Source organism: Pedobacter sp. HMWF019 (assembly GCF_003061025.1).
GTDB lineage: Bacteria > Bacteroidota > Bacteroidia > Sphingobacteriales > Sphingobacteriaceae > Pedobacter.
The window spans coordinates 360-18,846 of record NZ_QAIL01000583.1; the positions used below are offsets into that span (position 1 = coordinate 360).

11 protein-coding genes are annotated in these 18,487 nt (G+C 39.9%); 4 read left to right on the forward strand and 7 right to left on the reverse strand.

Translation table 11 applies throughout. The features are described 5' to 3' along the window. Positions 1–3,820 (forward strand): hybrid sensor histidine kinase/response regulator transcription factor (locus DBR11_RS27985; RefSeq protein WP_108555830.1); only part of this gene is annotated, 3,820 nt, incomplete at its 5' end. Here DBR11_RS27985 and DBR11_RS27990 read toward each other — a convergent pair. Then, on the reverse strand, positions 3,815–4,927 hold the full coding sequence (locus tag DBR11_RS27990) for a glycoside hydrolase family 88 protein (protein ID WP_369974469.1): 1,113 nt from the start codon (positions 4,925–4,927) through the stop codon (positions 3,815–3,817). The genes DBR11_RS27985 and DBR11_RS27990 overlap by 6 nt on opposite strands. A gap of 201 nt (positions 4,928–5,128) precedes the next feature. On the opposite strand from DBR11_RS27990, the gene DBR11_RS27995 reads away from it, so the two are divergent. The 3 genes from DBR11_RS27995 to DBR11_RS28005 all read left to right on the forward strand — a co-directional run bounded on the left by DBR11_RS27995 (position 5,129) and on the right by DBR11_RS28005 (position 7,689). Further along, a complete protein-coding gene (locus tag DBR11_RS27995; protein ID WP_108555832.1) occupies positions 5,129–5,692 on the forward strand; it encodes a Crp/Fnr family transcriptional regulator in 564 nt (187 codons plus the stop codon). 119 nt (positions 5,693–5,811) lie between these two features. Beyond that, the gene (locus DBR11_RS28000) at positions 5,812–6,972 is read left to right on the forward strand and encodes an iron-containing alcohol dehydrogenase (RefSeq protein WP_108555833.1); all 1,161 of its coding nucleotides are present in this window, start codon (positions 5,812–5,814) and stop codon (positions 6,970–6,972) included. A gap of 36 nt (positions 6,973–7,008) precedes the next feature. Continuing rightward, on the forward strand, positions 7,009–7,689 hold the full coding sequence (locus tag DBR11_RS28005) for a type 1 glutamine amidotransferase domain-containing protein (protein ID WP_108555840.1): 681 nt from the start codon (positions 7,009–7,011) through the stop codon (positions 7,687–7,689). A 41-nt stretch (positions 7,690–7,730) separates the two neighbouring features. On the opposite strand, the gene DBR11_RS28010 is transcribed toward DBR11_RS28005, so the two are convergent. From DBR11_RS28010 to DBR11_RS28035, 6 genes are all read right to left on the reverse strand, one after another. Then, positions 7,731–10,097, reverse strand: coding sequence for a PDZ domain-containing protein (locus DBR11_RS28010; protein ID WP_108555834.1), 2,367 nt, complete (start codon positions 10,095–10,097; stop codon positions 7,731–7,733). A 150-nt stretch (positions 10,098–10,247) separates the two neighbouring features. Continuing rightward, positions 10,248–11,162: a DUF5007 domain-containing protein gene (locus DBR11_RS28015; RefSeq protein ID WP_199233988.1), complete on the reverse strand. Its 915-nt coding sequence runs from the start codon at positions 11,160–11,162 to the stop codon at positions 10,248–10,250. Between the two features lie 29 nt (positions 11,163–11,191). After that, positions 11,192–11,872 (reverse strand): hypothetical protein, encoded by a 681-nt coding sequence (locus DBR11_RS28020; protein ID WP_108555836.1) that lies wholly within the window; start codon positions 11,870–11,872, stop codon positions 11,192–11,194. A 34-nt stretch (positions 11,873–11,906) separates the two neighbouring features. Further along, complete coding sequence (locus tag DBR11_RS28025; protein WP_146186697.1) at positions 11,907–13,376, reverse strand: RagB/SusD family nutrient uptake outer membrane protein; 1,470 nt, start codon at positions 13,374–13,376, stop codon at positions 11,907–11,909. 4 nt (positions 13,377–13,380) lie between these two features. Beyond that, positions 13,381–16,866 carry a SusC/RagA family TonB-linked outer membrane protein gene (locus DBR11_RS28030; RefSeq protein WP_158275403.1) on the reverse strand — a complete coding sequence of 1,162 codons (3,486 nt, stop codon included), beginning with the start codon at positions 16,864–16,866 and terminating at the stop codon, positions 13,381–13,383. Between the two features lie 253 nt (positions 16,867–17,119). Beyond that, the gene (locus DBR11_RS28035) at positions 17,120–18,325 is read right to left on the reverse strand and encodes a FecR family protein (RefSeq protein ID WP_108555839.1); all 1,206 of its coding nucleotides are present in this window, start codon (positions 18,323–18,325) and stop codon (positions 17,120–17,122) included. Between the last annotated feature and the right edge of the window lie 162 nt (positions 18,326–18,487).

Here is an 18,487-nt window from a genome sequence, read left to right on the forward strand (position 1 = left end):
TACCTATATTGATTCCAAAGGCGACCTCTGGATAGGCACAAGCAAAGGCTTAAACAAGTACGATCGTCAAAAAGATAGTTTCACGCGTTTTCTGACCAATTCAAAAGATAAAACGGCCATTAGCAACAATTCCATAGAGTATATTTATGAAGATAGGAACAAGAATCTTTGGATTGGTACCTATAAAGGGCTGAATAAACTGGATAGAAAAACAAATACCTTTAAACTGTATTCCTTTAAGGATACCCTGGCTCACCCTAACCAAAATTCAATAACCGCTATTTTGATGGATCAACATGGATTTCTCTGGGTAGGCAGCACAGATGGTCTGATGAAGGTTCATTTTGAGAATGGCCATATGCAGTACCAGCTCTTCCAAAATCAGCAGGGCAAAGCAAACAGCATCAGTTCAAGCTATATCACCAGTATTGCAATGGATGCCCGGCAAAACATCTGGATCGGAACAGATAATGGGATCAATCTCTATCAAGAAAATGATCAGTCTTTCACTTCCTTTACCCATAGCAATAAGGACAAAAACTCTATTGTTCACAACGACATCCGTACAATTGCACTTAGAAATGATGGCATGTTGTGGATTGGTACCCAGGAAGGTTTAAGTATATTGAATCCTGTAACTAAAAGTTTCACGAATTACCAGCATGATCCTGAGCTCAAATCGAGTATTGCCCAAAACTCTGTTCACAGTATTTTTCAGGACGTGAGTGGAACCATGTGGATAGGGACCTATTATGGAGGCGTCAATTTTGCTTATCCCTATTCTACAGCATTTAACGTGCAGCAGAACAACAAACAGCATTCCAGTCTGAGCAGTAATGTGATCAGTTCCATTGTAGAAGATGAACAGCACAACTTATGGATTGGAACGGAAGGTGGCGGGCTAAATTATTACAACCGCTCTACTCAAACTTATACCCATTATAAGAATAAACCTACAGACAACAGCAGTTTAACCTCTAACCTTGTCAAAACAATCTACAGAAATAAAAAAGGCAATCTTTTGATTGGTACCCACCATGGCGGATTAAATTTCTTTGACCCCGTTACAAAGAACTTCAGACACATTGTTAATGTAAGGAATTATAAAAATGATATTGGAACAGCAGAAATTATTGCTATTAACGAGGATAGCTATGGGAATACCTGGATCGGCTCTTTAGATGGACTGAACCTGCTGAAAAAAGTAAATGGACGATATGCAGAACACACGGTCAAAAGCACCGTAGAAAAAAGTCTGAAAAACAAAAGCATACAGGTCCTGTTTGAAGACCAGCAAAGAAAATTATGGATAGGCACTGTAGCCGGATTGCACCGGTATGATCCTCAAACCGGAAAACTGAGTTATTTTCTAAAAAAACCTATAGACAGCAATCGCTTACAGTCAGACTACATAAATTGTATCGCCCAAAGCACAAAAGGTGATCTATGGATAGGAACTCATTTTGAAGGCATAAGCCGCTACAACCCAAAAACGAATCATTTTAAAACGTATACAGAAAAAGAGGGGTTATCAAACAACAATGTACTGGGAATCATAGAAGATGAAAACGGCAATTTATGGATCAGTACAGATAATGGTCTATCTAAACTAGACCCCAGAACAGGAAAATTCAGAAACTATACCAGAAGTGACGGTCTGGCCGGAAATGAATTCAATGTCAGGTCCTTTTTTAAAGACAGTAAAGGTGAGTTCTATTTTGGAGGCTATAATGGGCTAACCACCTTTTTTCCAGATCAGATAGAAATCAATACATCCACTGCGCCTATTGTATTTACAGGATTAAAATTATTCAATCAACCAGTCGAAGTCAACGGCCCCGACAAATTACTGAAAGAAGACATCAACAGCCAGAAAGAAATCATTTTTGCCCACGATCAGAACCATTTCACTATTGGTTTTGCACTCTTAAACTATATTAAATCAGATAAAAACAGATATACCTATAAATTGGGCGGCTATGAAAAGGACTGGACCTATATTCATACACCCAGTGCAACCTATACCAACCTCCCTCCTGGAGAATATGTATTTACGGTCAAAGGCATAAACAATGATGGTATCCCTGGCAAGGGATCTGTAAGCATAAAAATAAAGATCCGCCCGCCCATATGGGCCAGTTGGTGGGCTTACTGTGCTTATCTGCTCATCTTTTCTGTGATACTATTCCTGGTGGTCAGGTACCTTTTCATTAAGGCCTTATTAAAACGATCTGTAGATTTGCAACAAATGAAGCTGGATTTTTTCACCAATATTTCTCACGAAATACGCACCCCGCTAACTTTGATTCTCACCCCTCTTGAAAATCTGCTAAAGAACACACAGGATAATCTGGAGATCAGCAGACAGATCATTCCTATAAAGAACAATGCAGATCGTTTAATGCGGCTGATTACCGAGCTGATGGATTTCAGAAAAGCAGAAACCGGCCATTTGAAATTATACGTTAGCGCGGATGATATCATTATTTTTTGCAAAGAGATTTTCCTCGCCTTCCAGCATGTAGCTATAGAAAAGAACATCACATACAATTTTGAATCCTCAAAAGATTCCATAGAGATCTTTTTTGACAGAAAGCACCTCGAAAAGGTATTGTTTAATCTGTTGAGCAATGCCTTTAAATTTACAAAGGACAATGGCACCATCACACTAAGGATAATTGAGCATAAAGACGAGGTCGAAATTCAGGTTCATGATAACGGTGGTGGCATTTCCTATGAGAACCAGAACAAGCTTTTCAGTAGTTTCTTCCAGGTGGATGACCGTGGCTCCAGTCATATTGGGTCGGGCATTGGACTCGCACTTTCCAAGAGCATTGTAGAAGCACATCATGGTTCAATAGACATTGAGAGCATTCCTGCCACAGCACATACCCCTGGCGATACGTGTTTTACAGTTAAATTAAAAAAAGGAAAAACACATTTCAAATCTGAAGAATTTGCAGTGACCAGGGAAACTCACCCCATTTTTAATGCCGATTTAAGTAATAACCTGATCTCAACAGAGGAAGACCGCAAAAAAGATATCCCTAACAAAGAACATATCCTGATCATAGAAGACAATGCAGAAATCAGACAACTGCTTACCGGATCTGTCGGTCTGTCTTACCAGGTAAGTGAAAGCATTGATGGCTTAAAAGGCTGGGAAACCGCAATAGAACTCTTGCCGGATTTGATCATTTGTGATGTGATGATGCCCGTCATGGACGGTTTGGAACTCTGCAGAAAACTCAAGACCGATGAAAGGACAAGCCATATCCCTGTCATCTTGCTCACTGCCAGGTCCTCCCACATTCATCAGGTAACCGGACTGGAAACTGGCGCCGATGCCTATATCATGAAGCCATTCAGCATGGAACTCTTGGAACTGAACATTAAAAACCTCATCCATTCAAGAGACCTGATGCGCATAAAATATGGGCAGCAGATCACCCTGCAACCACAGAACATCCAGATTGGATCAACAGACCAGGCTTTCATTACAAAAGTGATTCGATATATAGAAGCACACATGTCTGAGCAAAGTTTTGGAGTGCCAGACCTGGCTTCAGAAACCGGTATGAGCCAGCCGGTCCTGTATAAAAAGATCAGGGCAATCACAGATCTGTCTGTAAACGACTTTATCAAATCCATACGTTTAAAAAGAGCGGTACAGCTTTTAGAGCAAAAAAACTATACCATTTCAGAAATCTCTTATCTGATCGGATTTAACGACCCTAAATATTTCAGCAGGGAATTCAAAAAACAATATGAAAAGACACCACGCGAATTTATAAACGAGCTAAAAAACAACAACCTATAAATACCATTTTTTATACCGGGCTAAGGCTTCCAGAAAATAATAGTCTGCATAAGTTAAGGGAACATCTACTTCAGATTTCAAAGGTAATGCGCCTACACTGTGCAATAATAAAAATCCACCGTTTTCTCCCGGTTTCGAGCGGTATTGAGCCGAAGACAGAGAGACAACCATTTTTCTAGCGGCAGAAACGAACCTGTTTTTGCTTTTTCCAGTAGAATATTGCCCCAGTTCCAGCAAAGCCGATGAAATGATAGCTCCTGCAGAGACATCCCTGTAAGTATCCGGAATACCTGGTGCATTAAAATCCCAGTAAGGAATTCCATCAGCAGGCAAATTTGGATGGTTCAATATAAAATCAGCAATATGCATGGCTTGGTCCAGGTATTTTTGATCCTTTGTAAAACGATACATCATGGTATAGCCATACAAAGCCCAGCCCTGGCCCCTGCTCCAGGCAGATTCATCTGCAGCCCCCTGTGCTGTTCCCCTTCTGATCACTTTTCCAGTCAACATATCGTAATCTACCACATGATAAGAACTGTAATCAGATCTGAAATGGTTCTTCAGGGTTTTGTTCGCATGAGAAACCGCAATCTGTTTATACTTTGAGTCGCCACCGTGCGCACTAGCCCAGAGCAACAGCTCCAGGTTCATCATGTTGTCAATAATCACAGGCCCTTTCCAGGTTTTACTGGAATTCCAGGATTGAATGACCCCTGCAGCAGGGCAATATCTGGTTGCAAGTGAGCTCGCCGAGGTGTCAATTACCGCTTTGTATTTCTCCTCCTTCAAAATCCTGTATGCATTTCCAAAGCTGCAAAACATCATAAAACCCAAATCATGGTTACCCGTATAGTGTTTCTCTTTCTCGAGTATAGACAGTCGCCTTTTGCTTTCCGCTAAGATTGCTGTATCTCCCGTATATTCGTAAATATAGAGTAATGAACCTGGGTAAAAACCACTGCACCACCACTTTGTATCACTGGTTTCTATCTTTCCGCTTTTAGCATAGTAGGTTTTCGGCATCACTTCAGCAGGAACATTTTTAGCCAGCACTTTATATTGGTCTTCAGCAAAATGAAACTGATCGTCGATAAGCTGTTTCATTTGAACTTTATTTTGAGCCATTAGATAGGGTTGGCCAACAAATAAAAGAAAGAAAAGATAGATCGTGTTCTTCATATATTCAAAACTATTTGATTACGGTTTCAAAAGAGAAGAAAAATCTAAAAAAAAGGATAGACAAATGAAAAGCTTAATGTTATTTCCCTTATAATTGCAATCCTGATCTAAAAATTAGCATTCTTGATGAAACAGTTGCTCAAAGCACATTTTGAAAAAATAGTTCCCATTTCAGATGAAGTATTTGACTACGTTTTTTCACATTTCACTTATCGGAAATTCAAAAAACATCAATACCTGGTTCAGCAGGACAACAAAATAGACAATGAATTTTGGGTAATTAAGGGTTTACTGAAGTCATTTTATATTGATGAAAACGGACGGGAACATATTCTGCAGTTTGCCATGGAAGACTGGTGGATCTCTGACTACCATGCGCTGGTTAATAAAACCCCGGCTACCTTAAACATTGATTGCATTGAAGATTGCGAGGTCTTTATATTGTCTTATGAAAACCGGGAAAAACTTTGCCGGGAAATTCACGAGATCTCTAATTTCTTTCTTAAAAAAACTGGTGGTGGCTATATTGCATTACAGCAACGGATCCGGCTTCTGCTCTTTAAAAACCCTCAGGAACGATATGATCGTTTACTGCAATTAAACTCTTCCCTCCTGCAGCGCATCCCTAAAACATTACTGGCTTCGTATCTGGGTGTTTCGCGTGAAAGTCTCAGCAGGCTCAATCATTAAGGATGTGATCCAGATCACAGTTTTTTTGTGTGTTCACTCAACTGCTATTTCTGCATACCTGTTTAACTTTGATCAACAAAATCAAACAAAGATTGTAGTATAGTTAAATAAAAATAAACATGCAGAATTTCGAATTTAAGAATCCTACCAAAATCCTTTTTGGAAAAGGACAGATTGAAAATCTTGGAAAAGAAATACCTAAAGGCGCAAAAGTATTGATGCTATATGGTGGCGGAAGTATCAAAAAGAACGGCGTTTACGAACAGGTTAAACAAGGCCTGAATGGCTTTGAATATCTGGAATTCAGTGGTATTCCTGCTAATCCGGAATATGAGGTTTTAATGCAGGCGCTAAAGATCATAAAAGAAGAAAACATTACCTTTTTACTGGCTGTCGGTGGAGGATCAGTTATAGATGGCACAAAATTCCTGTCTTCAGCGGCGCTGTATACTGGTACCGAACCTTGGGACATCCTCAGAAAAAGCATCAGAACAGAAAAAGGAATGCCGTTCGGAGCAGTTTTAACCCTCCCTGCAACAGGATCGGAAATGAATTCCGGAGCAGTGATTACCCGCGCAGAGACACAGGAAAAACTTGGAATGGGTGGCCCGGGATTATTTCCGGAATTTTCCATCCTCGACCCTCAGGTAGTAGCCTCTATTCCCAAACGCCAGCTGGCCAATGGAATAACAGATGCTTTTACCCACGTCCTGGAACAATACATGACTTATCCGGTACAAGCTTACCTTCAGGACCGCTTTGCAGAAAGCATTTTGCAAACACTGATAGAAATTGCACCCAGAGTAATTAAAGATCCGGCTGACTACGAAGCCGCAGCGAACTTTATGTGGTGCTGTACCATGGCCTTAAATGGTTTAATTCAAAAAGGCGTTCCGGGCGACTGGGCCATACATGCTATGGGACATGAGCTTACTGCACTTTACGGGATTGACCACGCCAGGACACTCGCGGTGATCGCACCAAGTCACTATCGTTATTTCCTGAAATCCAAAAAAGAAAAACTAGCCCAATATGGTGCCCGGGTTTGGGGAGTTAAAGGAGCAACAACCGAAGAAATTGCCAAGGCAGCCATCGCTAAAACCGAAGATTTTTTCCACTCACTCGATATCAATACCAAACTCTCTGAATATACCGATCAATACCAGGGCACTGCAGAGAAAATAGCCAAACGCTTCACCGACCGTAGCTGGATGGGATTAGGAGAACACAAAACGCTTACACCTTCAGACGCAGAGAAAATTGTAGAAATGAGTTACTAAATAGATCCATCATATAAAATATAAATGAAAATAATTATGAAAATACTGATTGTCTTAACATCACACAGCGACCTGGGCAATACAGGCGAAAAAACAGGCTTCTGGGTAGAAGAATTTGCTGCCCCCTATTATGTACTGGCCGATGCTGGTGCAGAGCTCACCATTGCGTCACCAAAAGGTGGCCAACCTCCTATTGATCCCAAAAGTGAATTGCCCGACTTTCAAACAGCTGCAACACATAGATTTGACAAGGATCAGGCATTAAAAGAAAAACTAGCCCATAGCGTAAAACTAAGCGAAGTAAAAGCAGAAGATTATGATGCCGTTTTCTATCCGGGCGGCCACGGGCCGCTTTGGGATCTTGCAAATGACACCAATTCTATCCAGCTTATTGAAGCTTTCAACCATCACGAAAAACCAATTGCCTTTGTATGCCACGCTCCCGGTGTATTAATCAAAGTAAAAGGAACTAATGGCGATCCTTTAGTTAAAGGAAAACAAGTAACGGGTTTCTCCAACAGCGAAGAAGCTGCCGTTCAACTAACAGATGTAGTACCATTTTTAGTTGAAGATGAACTGCAAAAACTTGGCGGTACTTATAGCAAAGGAGCAGATTGGGGATCTTATGTTCTAAAAGACGGTCTGCTGATTACCGGACAAAATCCAGCTTCATCAGAAGAAGCAGCAAAGGAGCTGTTAAAAGTCCTGAAAAAATAAACATACCCACTAAAATAAGCCGGACTTGATGAAGGTCTGGCTTATTTCAATTTCAGTACAAGCTCCTTCACCTTCTGATTACGCATAATTTCAATAACAACAGAAGATTTTCGCTTCTGCAACTCAATTACCTCCTGTAAATCCTGTACAGTGACCATCTCCTTACCGGCCGCAGCCCGGATCACATCCTTATCCTGAAGACCAGATTGAGAAAGCAAACTATTTTTGCCGGTCCGAACGATAATTACGCCCTTCTCATCAGGAAGCCCATATACAGATCGGTCTCCTAACCCATTCACCGATTTAATTTCCCCTCCGAGAAATGGAACAACGGCGAACCCATCAGCAGAACCTGAGGTCTGTAAAAGCGGAGAAATTTCCGCCTGTAGAGCAATTTTCTTTAATGATGCTTTCTGAACACCAAACTGATTCATAGGTATATTCTTGAAACCTACAACCAGTGCAGGCGAATTCGGCATTAAAGTATAATCTCCCCTATCTGCATTTTTAAACTTCACATCTCCCCAAATACTATGCTTGTCCGTACCTGAATTTTGTGCCATACCGAGATCCGCTGCATTAAAAAACACATTGTAATCTATCCTTTTGCCCCAATCCTTAATCCGGATTGGAAAGTAATTTTTCGTCACAATATTGCGTTCAAACACATCTCCGCTATTTTCAAACCATACATGCGGATGGAAAGAATTATTGATAATAATGTTGTTTTCTACAACCCGGTAAAAGCCTTCCCGTAATTTTAAACCTCCATTTAAACATACATTGTTGTAAATACGGTAATTCGAAGAACCATCATCCAGATCAATATCCCATCCATGATCGCACCGGAAACGATTGTTATGAATCAACACTGGCTTTCTCGCATCAAGCAGTATCAATTCCGGATGTGCTTTAACAATACTATCCATATACCCTCTGTCAGGATTCCAGAAACGATCCCTTCCCCAGGAATTAAATGCCCCATGGTCTCCAGTTTCCTGAACCGTATTAAACACGTCATTAAAAGCAATGACATGCCCTCCCCAGCAACCATCGCCAATATTAATTCCAGCTCTCGGCGTATTGTAAATGCTGTTATGACTGACCGTAATTGAAGAAGATATATCAATTTCCACTCCGGTCGCTTGCTTTTCAATTTCGCCTAAGTGATGAAGCAGATTGTTCTCAACCACACAATCCTGCGGATAATCTTGGTTAAGCGGGCCAGGTGTTTTGTCAATTTTATCATAAGTCAGTGATTCATTATAATTAAAAAGCGGAGAACGCACTGCACTTTTATTTCCTACAAAACACACTGCACTCGCACCTATATGAGCTACATAACAACCTGTAACACTGTCTCTCAGATTATAATTACTCAACATAATGGCATTTCCACCCAAACCTGTAAAACTACAATTCGTTATTTTACAATTCGAGGTTCCATCAAAAAGAACTGCACCACCACGATATATCGTCCAGTCGCTCCTCAGCAAGTGCTCCTTGGTATCCATAAAGCTGCGTTCATTATGCTCAAAAGCTAATCCTTTTAATTCCACATTTTGAACAGGCTGCGATAAACTCCCTTTTAATTCGATACTGTTTTTAAGATTTGACACCTGCACAAGCGCTATTTTCAAATTCACATTGCCACCAGGATAATAAAACACCGTTTCATTTTTTCTATCCAGATACCACTCTCCGGGATAGTCCAGCTCCTCCATAATATTCTCTACAAAGCGGTACTGTTTGTGCATCTCAGAGGGCCTGTTGTTTTGCCACCCACCTTCCAGACTTAATTTTCCATTTTCATCTTTACCTGTAATCAGATAATCCCAGCTGCCCCATTCTCCGGCATGTAAAGCATGAACATATCCTCCGGTAGGATTTTTCCAACCCTGTACTTTTTTTGCATCAATAGCATCGCTCGCCGTACCATTAAAAACCCTTGCTTTTGGATCGTAATTTGGATATCTGGCCATTTGCTGCACCATCCCGTTGATATAAAGACGCTCAAATACAATACCCGCAGGTACCTTCGCTTTATATATCCCGTCCCGAAAAGGTTCCCAATTCAGATCGAGCTTCCGGCCCGCACTGATCACCACCTTTTCCTGTGCATAACTTTCCATCTTTAAAGACCTGCACTTCAAGTCATTTGAATTCAAAAGAATGGCCTTATCCAAATAATAAGTTCCAGACCTCAATAAAATCCTCACATCCATACTTTTAAGGCCTTGACAGACAAATAAAGCTTTAGATAAAGATTTGTATGGAGATTGTATAGTGCCAGAATTATGATCACTCCCATTTACCGAAACAAACACTTCCTTAAGCTGTTTTGGAACTTCAGATTTCGCCCAGGCAGCAGACAATATAAAAACAAACACTAAAAAATAACGCACCATAAATTATAAATATATTCTATAGGCATGAAGGTCTGCAATTCGGGTGAATTTAAACTACTCTATTTTGGCAAAACAGTATGCGATATAAAAAAATAAGCCGCCCCCGATGACTATCGGGAAGCAGCTTACAATTTGGAGCGGGCAATTCGTCTAGTATTTCAGCTGAATGGTCACTTCCCAAACACCATCTTTAAGAATGGCCATATCAAACCAGTAATTAAAATAAGCACCGTTAACATCCCCATTGTTGTACATGTCTATTCTGAGCACCTGACCTGCAACAAATGGGAGCGGGAAGCCAGCAATTTCCAGCTCCAGACGGTCTGGCAATTCTTTATATACTGTTGGATTCCCTAACCCAAGATTATGCCAGTCCTTTAAATCCGACGGCGCTGGTGGAGAGGCATAGTCATAACCAAGCAGTTTCTTTGGATCAATTGGTGTTCCATCATTTTTAAGGGTATACACAGTGATCTTATTCCCTGTATTCTGAAGCCTCTTAAAAGTAACCGTTATAGATTTCAGGTTTCCATCCACACCTTGAAAACGATAAAAATAAGGCGCAGAATAAGAAACATTAATGGTCAAGGCGCTTTTAATCACTCTTTCTTCCGCACTATTTTTCACTTTCACATCAATGATATATTTTCCTTTGGTAAGCTGTAAACTATCCGTCGCCTCCGGATAAATTATAATATTTCCGTTTGCTGGATTGATATCAATTGCAGGTCTGTTCACCTTTGTACGTTTGGCATCCAGTTCCTTATTCGTTTTCTCTTTTCCCGTATATTCAGCCTGCCAAAAATAAGTATCCACTTTATAATTCATTACTTTGGTTGCTAAACTGCCATCAGCATTGTGTATGGCATCTATACTAAATTCCAATGGCTTCGTGGATTCATCAGTATTCATAGCCCCAGATTGGATTAAACTGGCACCCACAGATACATTTATAGACGGATTGGTATACTTCAGAGCCGGGCTTAAAAACCCATCTTTATTGTCCTTTTTGCAAGCGCATAAAAATAAGGCAAAAGACAAAAGACAAAGGGCATATATTTTCATTAAAGTCTTCATTATGTTTAAATTAAATGTTAATTATCTGTTTCCCTGTAATATTTCTGTTTTAGACCTAGACCAAAATTCGATCCTGGAGACAGTACATGAATTCTTGCATTTGCTGTGATCAGATTATGAGTCTGTATACTGCCCGTATAATTCACCGAGTCAACTTTTTTAATCTTTCTATGCTCATATTCCATGTAGTAGGCAGATGTCTGAACAGAACTTCCTGGCTGTACTCCTCCCCCTTTTCCATATACATTAATGCTATCTCCATTATTATCTTTATAGGTCCGAAGCTTATCACCAACAGCCTGTTCCAGCGTTATTTTATATCCCGGAATGATCAATCTGTTTAATAACATTTTCAACGTATCCACCCCTATTTTGGCCAATGGCCGAGGCGCTTGCTTGTCACTTGGCGTAAACCTTCTCTGGAAACGCATAATAGCCTCATTAGGAGCGGCATAAAGCGTAATATTATTCTGGTTGATCAACCCTTTTGTATTGGTCAGGGTAATGATCTTTACCAGAGAATCAAACACATGATTCGGCCTGCTGGCCAGAAAATCATAAGTAGTCATGTTCTTTTCGGCTTCCGATTGCTGAGAAAGACCACCATCTATAAAATATTCGTTCTTTTTGCAAGCTGAAATGGCCAGACTAGTCGCAAAGGCTAACAAAAAGAAGTTTTTAAATGAACTATGTTTCATATTAATTCTATTTATCAATTAAATTATTGAACAGCTATTTCCAGAAGTCATTCTGAGTAATTACAAAATTGCTTTTCGCAATAATCGTTTGATTGATAGGCAGTAACCAGGCCCCCTTGTCATACCAGTCTGAACTGGTGATCAAAGAATTTTTAGCGAGCTTCCTTGTCCTAACCAGGTCAAAGAAATATTGTCCTTCCCCAATCAGCTCCTTTTTACGTTCCAGCAGAATGGTGTCCTGGAGATCTCCACCGCCCTTGTAGGATTGTGCTTTTGCCCTTCCCCTTACTGCATTCAACAAATCAATCGCTTCTGCTGTCCTTCCAAGTGTAGGTGTGGCCAGTGCCTCGGCCCTTAAAAGCATAATATCAGGTAACCTGGTAATAATAATATTAGATTCATTAATATTTTGTGATGTAGTATCCCCTTTTAGTTGAAGGGTCCTGTATTTTCCAAAATAAAAACGGTTATCCTTGAGCTTATCATTTTTATAATATTCTTTAATAAACCAGGTGAATCTTCTTGCATCAACCGTTTTTTCAGGAAACATTTCGTATAGCTGATCTCTTGTTGGACAAAGCAAGAACTGTTCTGTTCCCCCACCTCCATCCGAGCCATCAGTATACCAAGGCCTTCCAAGCGTACGATTAAATACCCTGTTTTTCTGCACTTCTCTTAGATTTGCATCAAAATTCAATTCGAAAATACCTTCCGATGATTTACCAACAAAAATGCTGATCAGATTGGTTGTATCTGTAACCAGCTTATATTGTCCACGTGTAATCACACTATCACATAATTTCTCGCAAGAAGCGTAATCATGTGTCCAGCCCATCACGTGCGCTTTAATGGCCCAGGCAGCACCTTTTGTTGCACGTATGGCTTTATCACCCGTACCATAATCAATTTTCAAATTGGCAATGGCAACATCCAGATCCGCGTTGATTTGCTTAACTACATCAGCCTGAGACGATCTGGCCAGGTTATCAAAATCAACACTTTTCAAATTGATAGGCACATCCCCCCAAAAACGCAATAAGTAAAAATAGCTCAGCCCTCTAACGAAACTGGCCTCTCCGATATGCTTTTTTCTGATATCTGCATCGTAAGAAGATATAGCAGGAATTTTCGCTAAAATCAAGTTACACTGTGCAATAACCCGATAAAATCCAGACCAATCTCCTCCTCCATTATTGATAAGTTGAGCCGAAGTATTGGTTGCAATCAATGTTTCCGGCCTCACGTTTACACTCTGAGAATAACTTGAGAATACATTCGCTCTCATATCTCCCATTAGGAATACTTTATCAGGCACTACTGCACGTAAGAACGCGTAAGCCCCGGCTAGCGCTTTATCAACATCAGCTGGAGTTGTAATTGCATTCGCATCGGTAGGAATATCAATAACATCCGGATTTAAAATCTTTTTGCAGGAAAACAACAGCAAAAAAGATACTAAAGCAATATAAATTAGTTTAGATTTTCGATTAATTAATCTGTTCATCTCTTTAAAATTCAAAGTTAAAACCTAAGTTAAATTTGTATGGGATCGGGTATCCATTCCCCTGATCATAACCATAGTAATCCACATTTTCAGGATCAGTGCCCGTGTAAGAGGTAATAATAAACACATTGTTCATTCCTCCGTATACCCTCAATCTTCTAATATTTAATTTCTTCAATATTTTAGGAGAAAAATCATAACTCAAGGTCACATTGTTCAAACGGACAAAACTTCCGTTTTCCAAAAACAGATCTGTATTGGTATCATAATTTCCAATAAAGTCATAACTTGAAGTTGCATAGTAGCGCCAAGGATTCAGTACCGGGTATTTGGCATTGGTATGGGTCGGCGTCCATATATCAAGATCTGAAACATCAAGCAGGTTTCTCTGTCCGCCAGGATAATTAACATTCTGACTAGCTGTCCAGCTTACTGCTTTAATCCGATCTGCCAATACCTGATTATACACTTTGGCACCAAATGAATAATTAAAGAAAAGATCCAGCTGCAAATGCGAGTTATCTTTGAATTTATAACTAAATGAATGGGACAAACTACCTGTCACCTTTGGATTGGGATCTCCTGCATATACTTTATCTGATACTCCGCGGACATCAATTACACCATCTCCATTCACATCTTGTAATCTGATATCACCAGCATGGTATGGATCTTGGGAGGTGAATCCACTTCCATTAGGATAGAGTTTCTTCCCTGTATATTTATTGACAGGAACCGACGCATCATCCGGATAAACCCCCAGATAGTGCAGCAAATAAAATCCATTTAAAGGACGGCCGATCTGCAAATACGGTGCTCCCCCCAGATAACCACCCCTTGTGATGCTTCTTCCAAAATCCGGAAGCTTGGTCAATACGTTTTTATTTGTTCCGGCAATAAACGTTACGGAATATTGAAAGTCTTTTTCAGGAGCGGTGATGTAACCCGTGATAGAAGCTTCAAAACCAGTATTTCTTACTGCTCCACTATTAATATATCTTAAAGAATAACCGCTGGTACTGTTTACCTGATCAGGAAAAAGGAAACCATCTTTGGTTTTATTATAATAGTCCAGCGACATGGTCAAACGGCTCTTAAAAAACTCAAGATCTGCTCCGACGCCGTATTCTTTGGAGGTTTGCCAGGTCAGATCAGGCAAGGGCACTCCGTTTCCACCATCGTAATTGGGGTAAAGGATCGGAACACCCCCGTAGGTTGCATTATTACCTGCCCCTCCTGGGTTATCCTTAGTGCCTATTGCACCTGTGCTGTAAGCACCTTGTGCCAGATAATTATCCTGGTATTGCTCTCCCGATTTTCCCATACTTGCCCTCAGTTTACCAAAGTTGAACCAGTCGCCTATGTTCTTGCTGAAAAAGTCTTCTTTTGTAAATACCCATCCTGCAGAAAGAGAAGGAAAATATCCCCACTGCTTGTCCTTACCAAATTTGGAAGAAGCGTCTGCTCTGATAACTCCCTGAATCAGATATTTCTTCTCATAATTGTAAGAAAGCCTCGAATAATAGGAAAGCAAGCCATATTTGATGTTATGAGTAGACAAGGTCAGATTAGACTGAGGATAACCCTGTATAACCTGCTGGGCATCACTCGGCCCGCCATAAGCAGAACCAAATATATTATCGTTCTGACTTGTATTGATTGTATTACCAGCCATAAAGTCAAAAGCATGCTTATCATTGAAAACATGGTGTAACCTGATAAAGGTTTCACTAAGCAGGTTTACATTTTCTTTGGAATAATAAGACGCTGCTGTACCAAGATTTCCGGTTGTAGCAGAGGGTGAAAATGTACGTGTACGATAAAACTCATAATTTGCAGATGCCCTGGAGGTAATGTTTAGAAATTTAAAAACATCATAACTTGCTTCCAATTGACCGAGCACCCTTCTGGTCAGGTCAATATTAACCCCTTTATTATAAGATTCAAGAAAGGCATCAAAAAAACCACTGTTTGGACTTGGAAGAAAAGAAGAAGAAAAATTATTACCAATAACCGCAGCATTATAAGTATCCCCTCTTTTTTGACTGGCATCCGTTTGGCTAAGATTGGCCCGGCCTGTAATGGTCAATTTAGGCGTAGGATTAAATACACCCGAATAAGTCAAAGAATATCTTGTAAACCCGGATCCCAATACTATTCCCCTCTCATCATAATAATCCGCTCCGATTCTATAACTTGAATTCTCATTCGCGCCTCCGATTCCGAGGTTCACATTCTTTATGTTTCCACTTTTAAAGTACAATTTTTGCCAATCTGTATTGTTGTTGTAAAAACTATTTAAACTATCAGATAGCGCAATTGGAATATCAGTATACCCACCCCCAATTTTAGAGGCTTTAAACTGATTATACAAATTGATTTTGAAATCACGTTCTGCTTTACCACCCAACGTTTTACGCAGTGCAGGGAAATATGTTAATCCAAATTGAGAGTTTAAGCTCACAATTGGTTTACCGATCTTACCCCTTTTTGTGTTGATCACAATAACGCCATTTGCACCTCTTGACCCGTAAATTGCAGTTGCAGCTGCATCCTTCAATACATCTACCGACTCCACATCAAAAGGACTGAAACCAGAAAGCACACTGGTAATCGCCTGCCTTGGATCAGATGGATTAAAAACATCTTGCTCCAGCGGAACACCATCAATGATAAATAAAGGAGTACTCACCACATTAGAATTAGCCGAATTAGAAAAGGCAGCGATCCCACGTAACTGAACATTGCTTCTTCCCCCTGGCATTCCAGAATTATTTTGCACCAATAGTCCAGGCACAAGACCTTGCAATAAACCTTCTATAGATGCACTCGGCTTATTCTGCAACTGGGTCCCCTTTACAGTAGCAAGTGAGGAAGTCGTTTCTCTTTTACTTTGGGTACCATAACCAATTACAACAATATCCTGTAGTTGTGACCGATCTTCTTCAAGCAAAACACTTAAAGTTTGGGCACCTTTTACTGCAACCTCCTTTCTTTTATATCCAATAAAAGTAAAAACAAGGATATCCCCTTCATTTGCATCAAGGCTAAAGTTCCCGTCCCGATCAGTCACACGAACAATATTTTTGTCTTTTATTCTTACAGTTACACCTGGAATAGGGAGTCCTTTAGCATCTATTACTTTACCTGTAATTTTTGTGAAGCTTAAATCGGCTTCTGGTATTGATTCCTCTTTTTCACGTACAATAATTACATTTTTATTGATCACATAAGTTAGAGACTGGCCTTCCAGGCATAAGTCAAGAACACTGTTCAACTGCACATTGCTTACTTGAATAGTTACCGGTTTTGTTTTTTTTATTTCCTGGGGGCTATACAAAAACGTATAGCCGCTTTGTTTTTTTATTTTGTTAAATAGCTGTTCAAGTGAAATCTTCTTTTCTGACAAAGAAATCTTTTGAGCAAACCCACTGGCACTTACCTGTAAAAATGCAGCAGTCATTAACACAACGGTTATTTTTATGCGCATGATAATCTGTTTTTTAATACGCAGCCGCCTTTGTTTGGACACAGGCCGGTAATGAATAATTTTATTCATACTTTTGTTTAGTTTGGATTGATAATAAATGGGCTTCGAAAATTCATTTGAATAGGTCCAGACAATACCGGGATGTGGTACCAAGCACTTCCCGGTTTATTATTCAGACCTCCTAGTGTTGAGTCGTTATTTCTTCATAGTCTTCGGTTTAGTTAGGTTTAGGGTTATATTAATTTAGGTTATTCTAATTTGCGATGACTGTAATTTTCTTTCCATTTACCTTGAAATGTACCAATCGGGTCAGTTCCAACGTTTTTAAAATCTCTGAGACATTGCTAAATTTGGATACCGAACCTGCCAGATCCTTATCTTTGCTGACGTTTCCCTCATAAATTACTTCTACATCGTACCACCTGGAAATCTTACGCATCACCGAAGGTATATTTTCATCATTAAATACAAAGAAACCATCCTTCCAAGCTGCAGCATCATTCACATCGACATGTTTAATGTTCACTTCTCCCTCACTAACCTGTGCCTGATCACCCGGAACAAGTACAACTGTTTTCCCATATTTAACAGTATGTATACGTACACTGCCCTCTACTAAAGTTGTCTTTGTATCTGTTTCGTCCATATAGCTGTTGACGTTAAAATGAGTGCCTAAAACTTCTACTGTTTGTTTTGTAGTACGTACCTGGAAAGGTTTGGCTTTATCCTTAGCTACTTCGAAATAGGCTTCTCCGGTGAGTTCAACAATACGCTCTTTATGGCTAAAAGCCAGTGGATAGCGCAAAGAAGAAGCTGCATTTAGCCAAACTTTGCTGCCATCAGGTAAATAAACAAGGTATTGTCCTCCAACAGGAGTTTGTATGGTATTGTAGAGGGAAGGTCCTAAATCTCCATCCTGCTCCTTTATTGAATAAACCAACTGCCCATCTGCACTTTTCACAATTTGTACGCCTTTTTCAGGAACTACTTGCCCCTTCTTCAGATCATTTAAATTAACCTTTGACCCATCTGCCAAAATCAGCATCGCCCTGTTTCCTCCCGGAGGAATGTCTGCTTCAAAATGCGCATTTACAATATGTTCTGAATTTTCATTTTTTTTGTAGTAAAAGAACAGACCAACAAAAGCAATAAGTAACAAAGAAGCGGCGGCTCCCATCACCCTCACATAACTTTTTCCAAGCCATTTTTTTCTCTCATTTACAAGTTTTCCCGCTCTCTCCATATTATCCAGTCCATCTTCTATTCTGGAAAGTAACACGGCATTTACAAACGGAGAACAAGGGACCTCTTCTGCTATATTTTCCCAGATATTTAAAACCTCGGTATATTCATCCAGATCAGTCCGATCCAACCAATAGTAAAGTTCCTTTAACTGCTGATCAGAATATTTTTCATTTGCAATCAATATTAAAATTTTCTTTACCTGCTGTAAATTCATTCGTCTGCTTGTTTAATACTAAGACAGGAAGAGTTTACAATTAGATACCCCCGATTAAAAAAAAATTATTTAAATATTTTCATGGATATACAAACAGCAAGAAAAGCGGTCAAATCTGCATGTACACGCAGATAATCCTTTACATAATGCGTCGCACTGTAC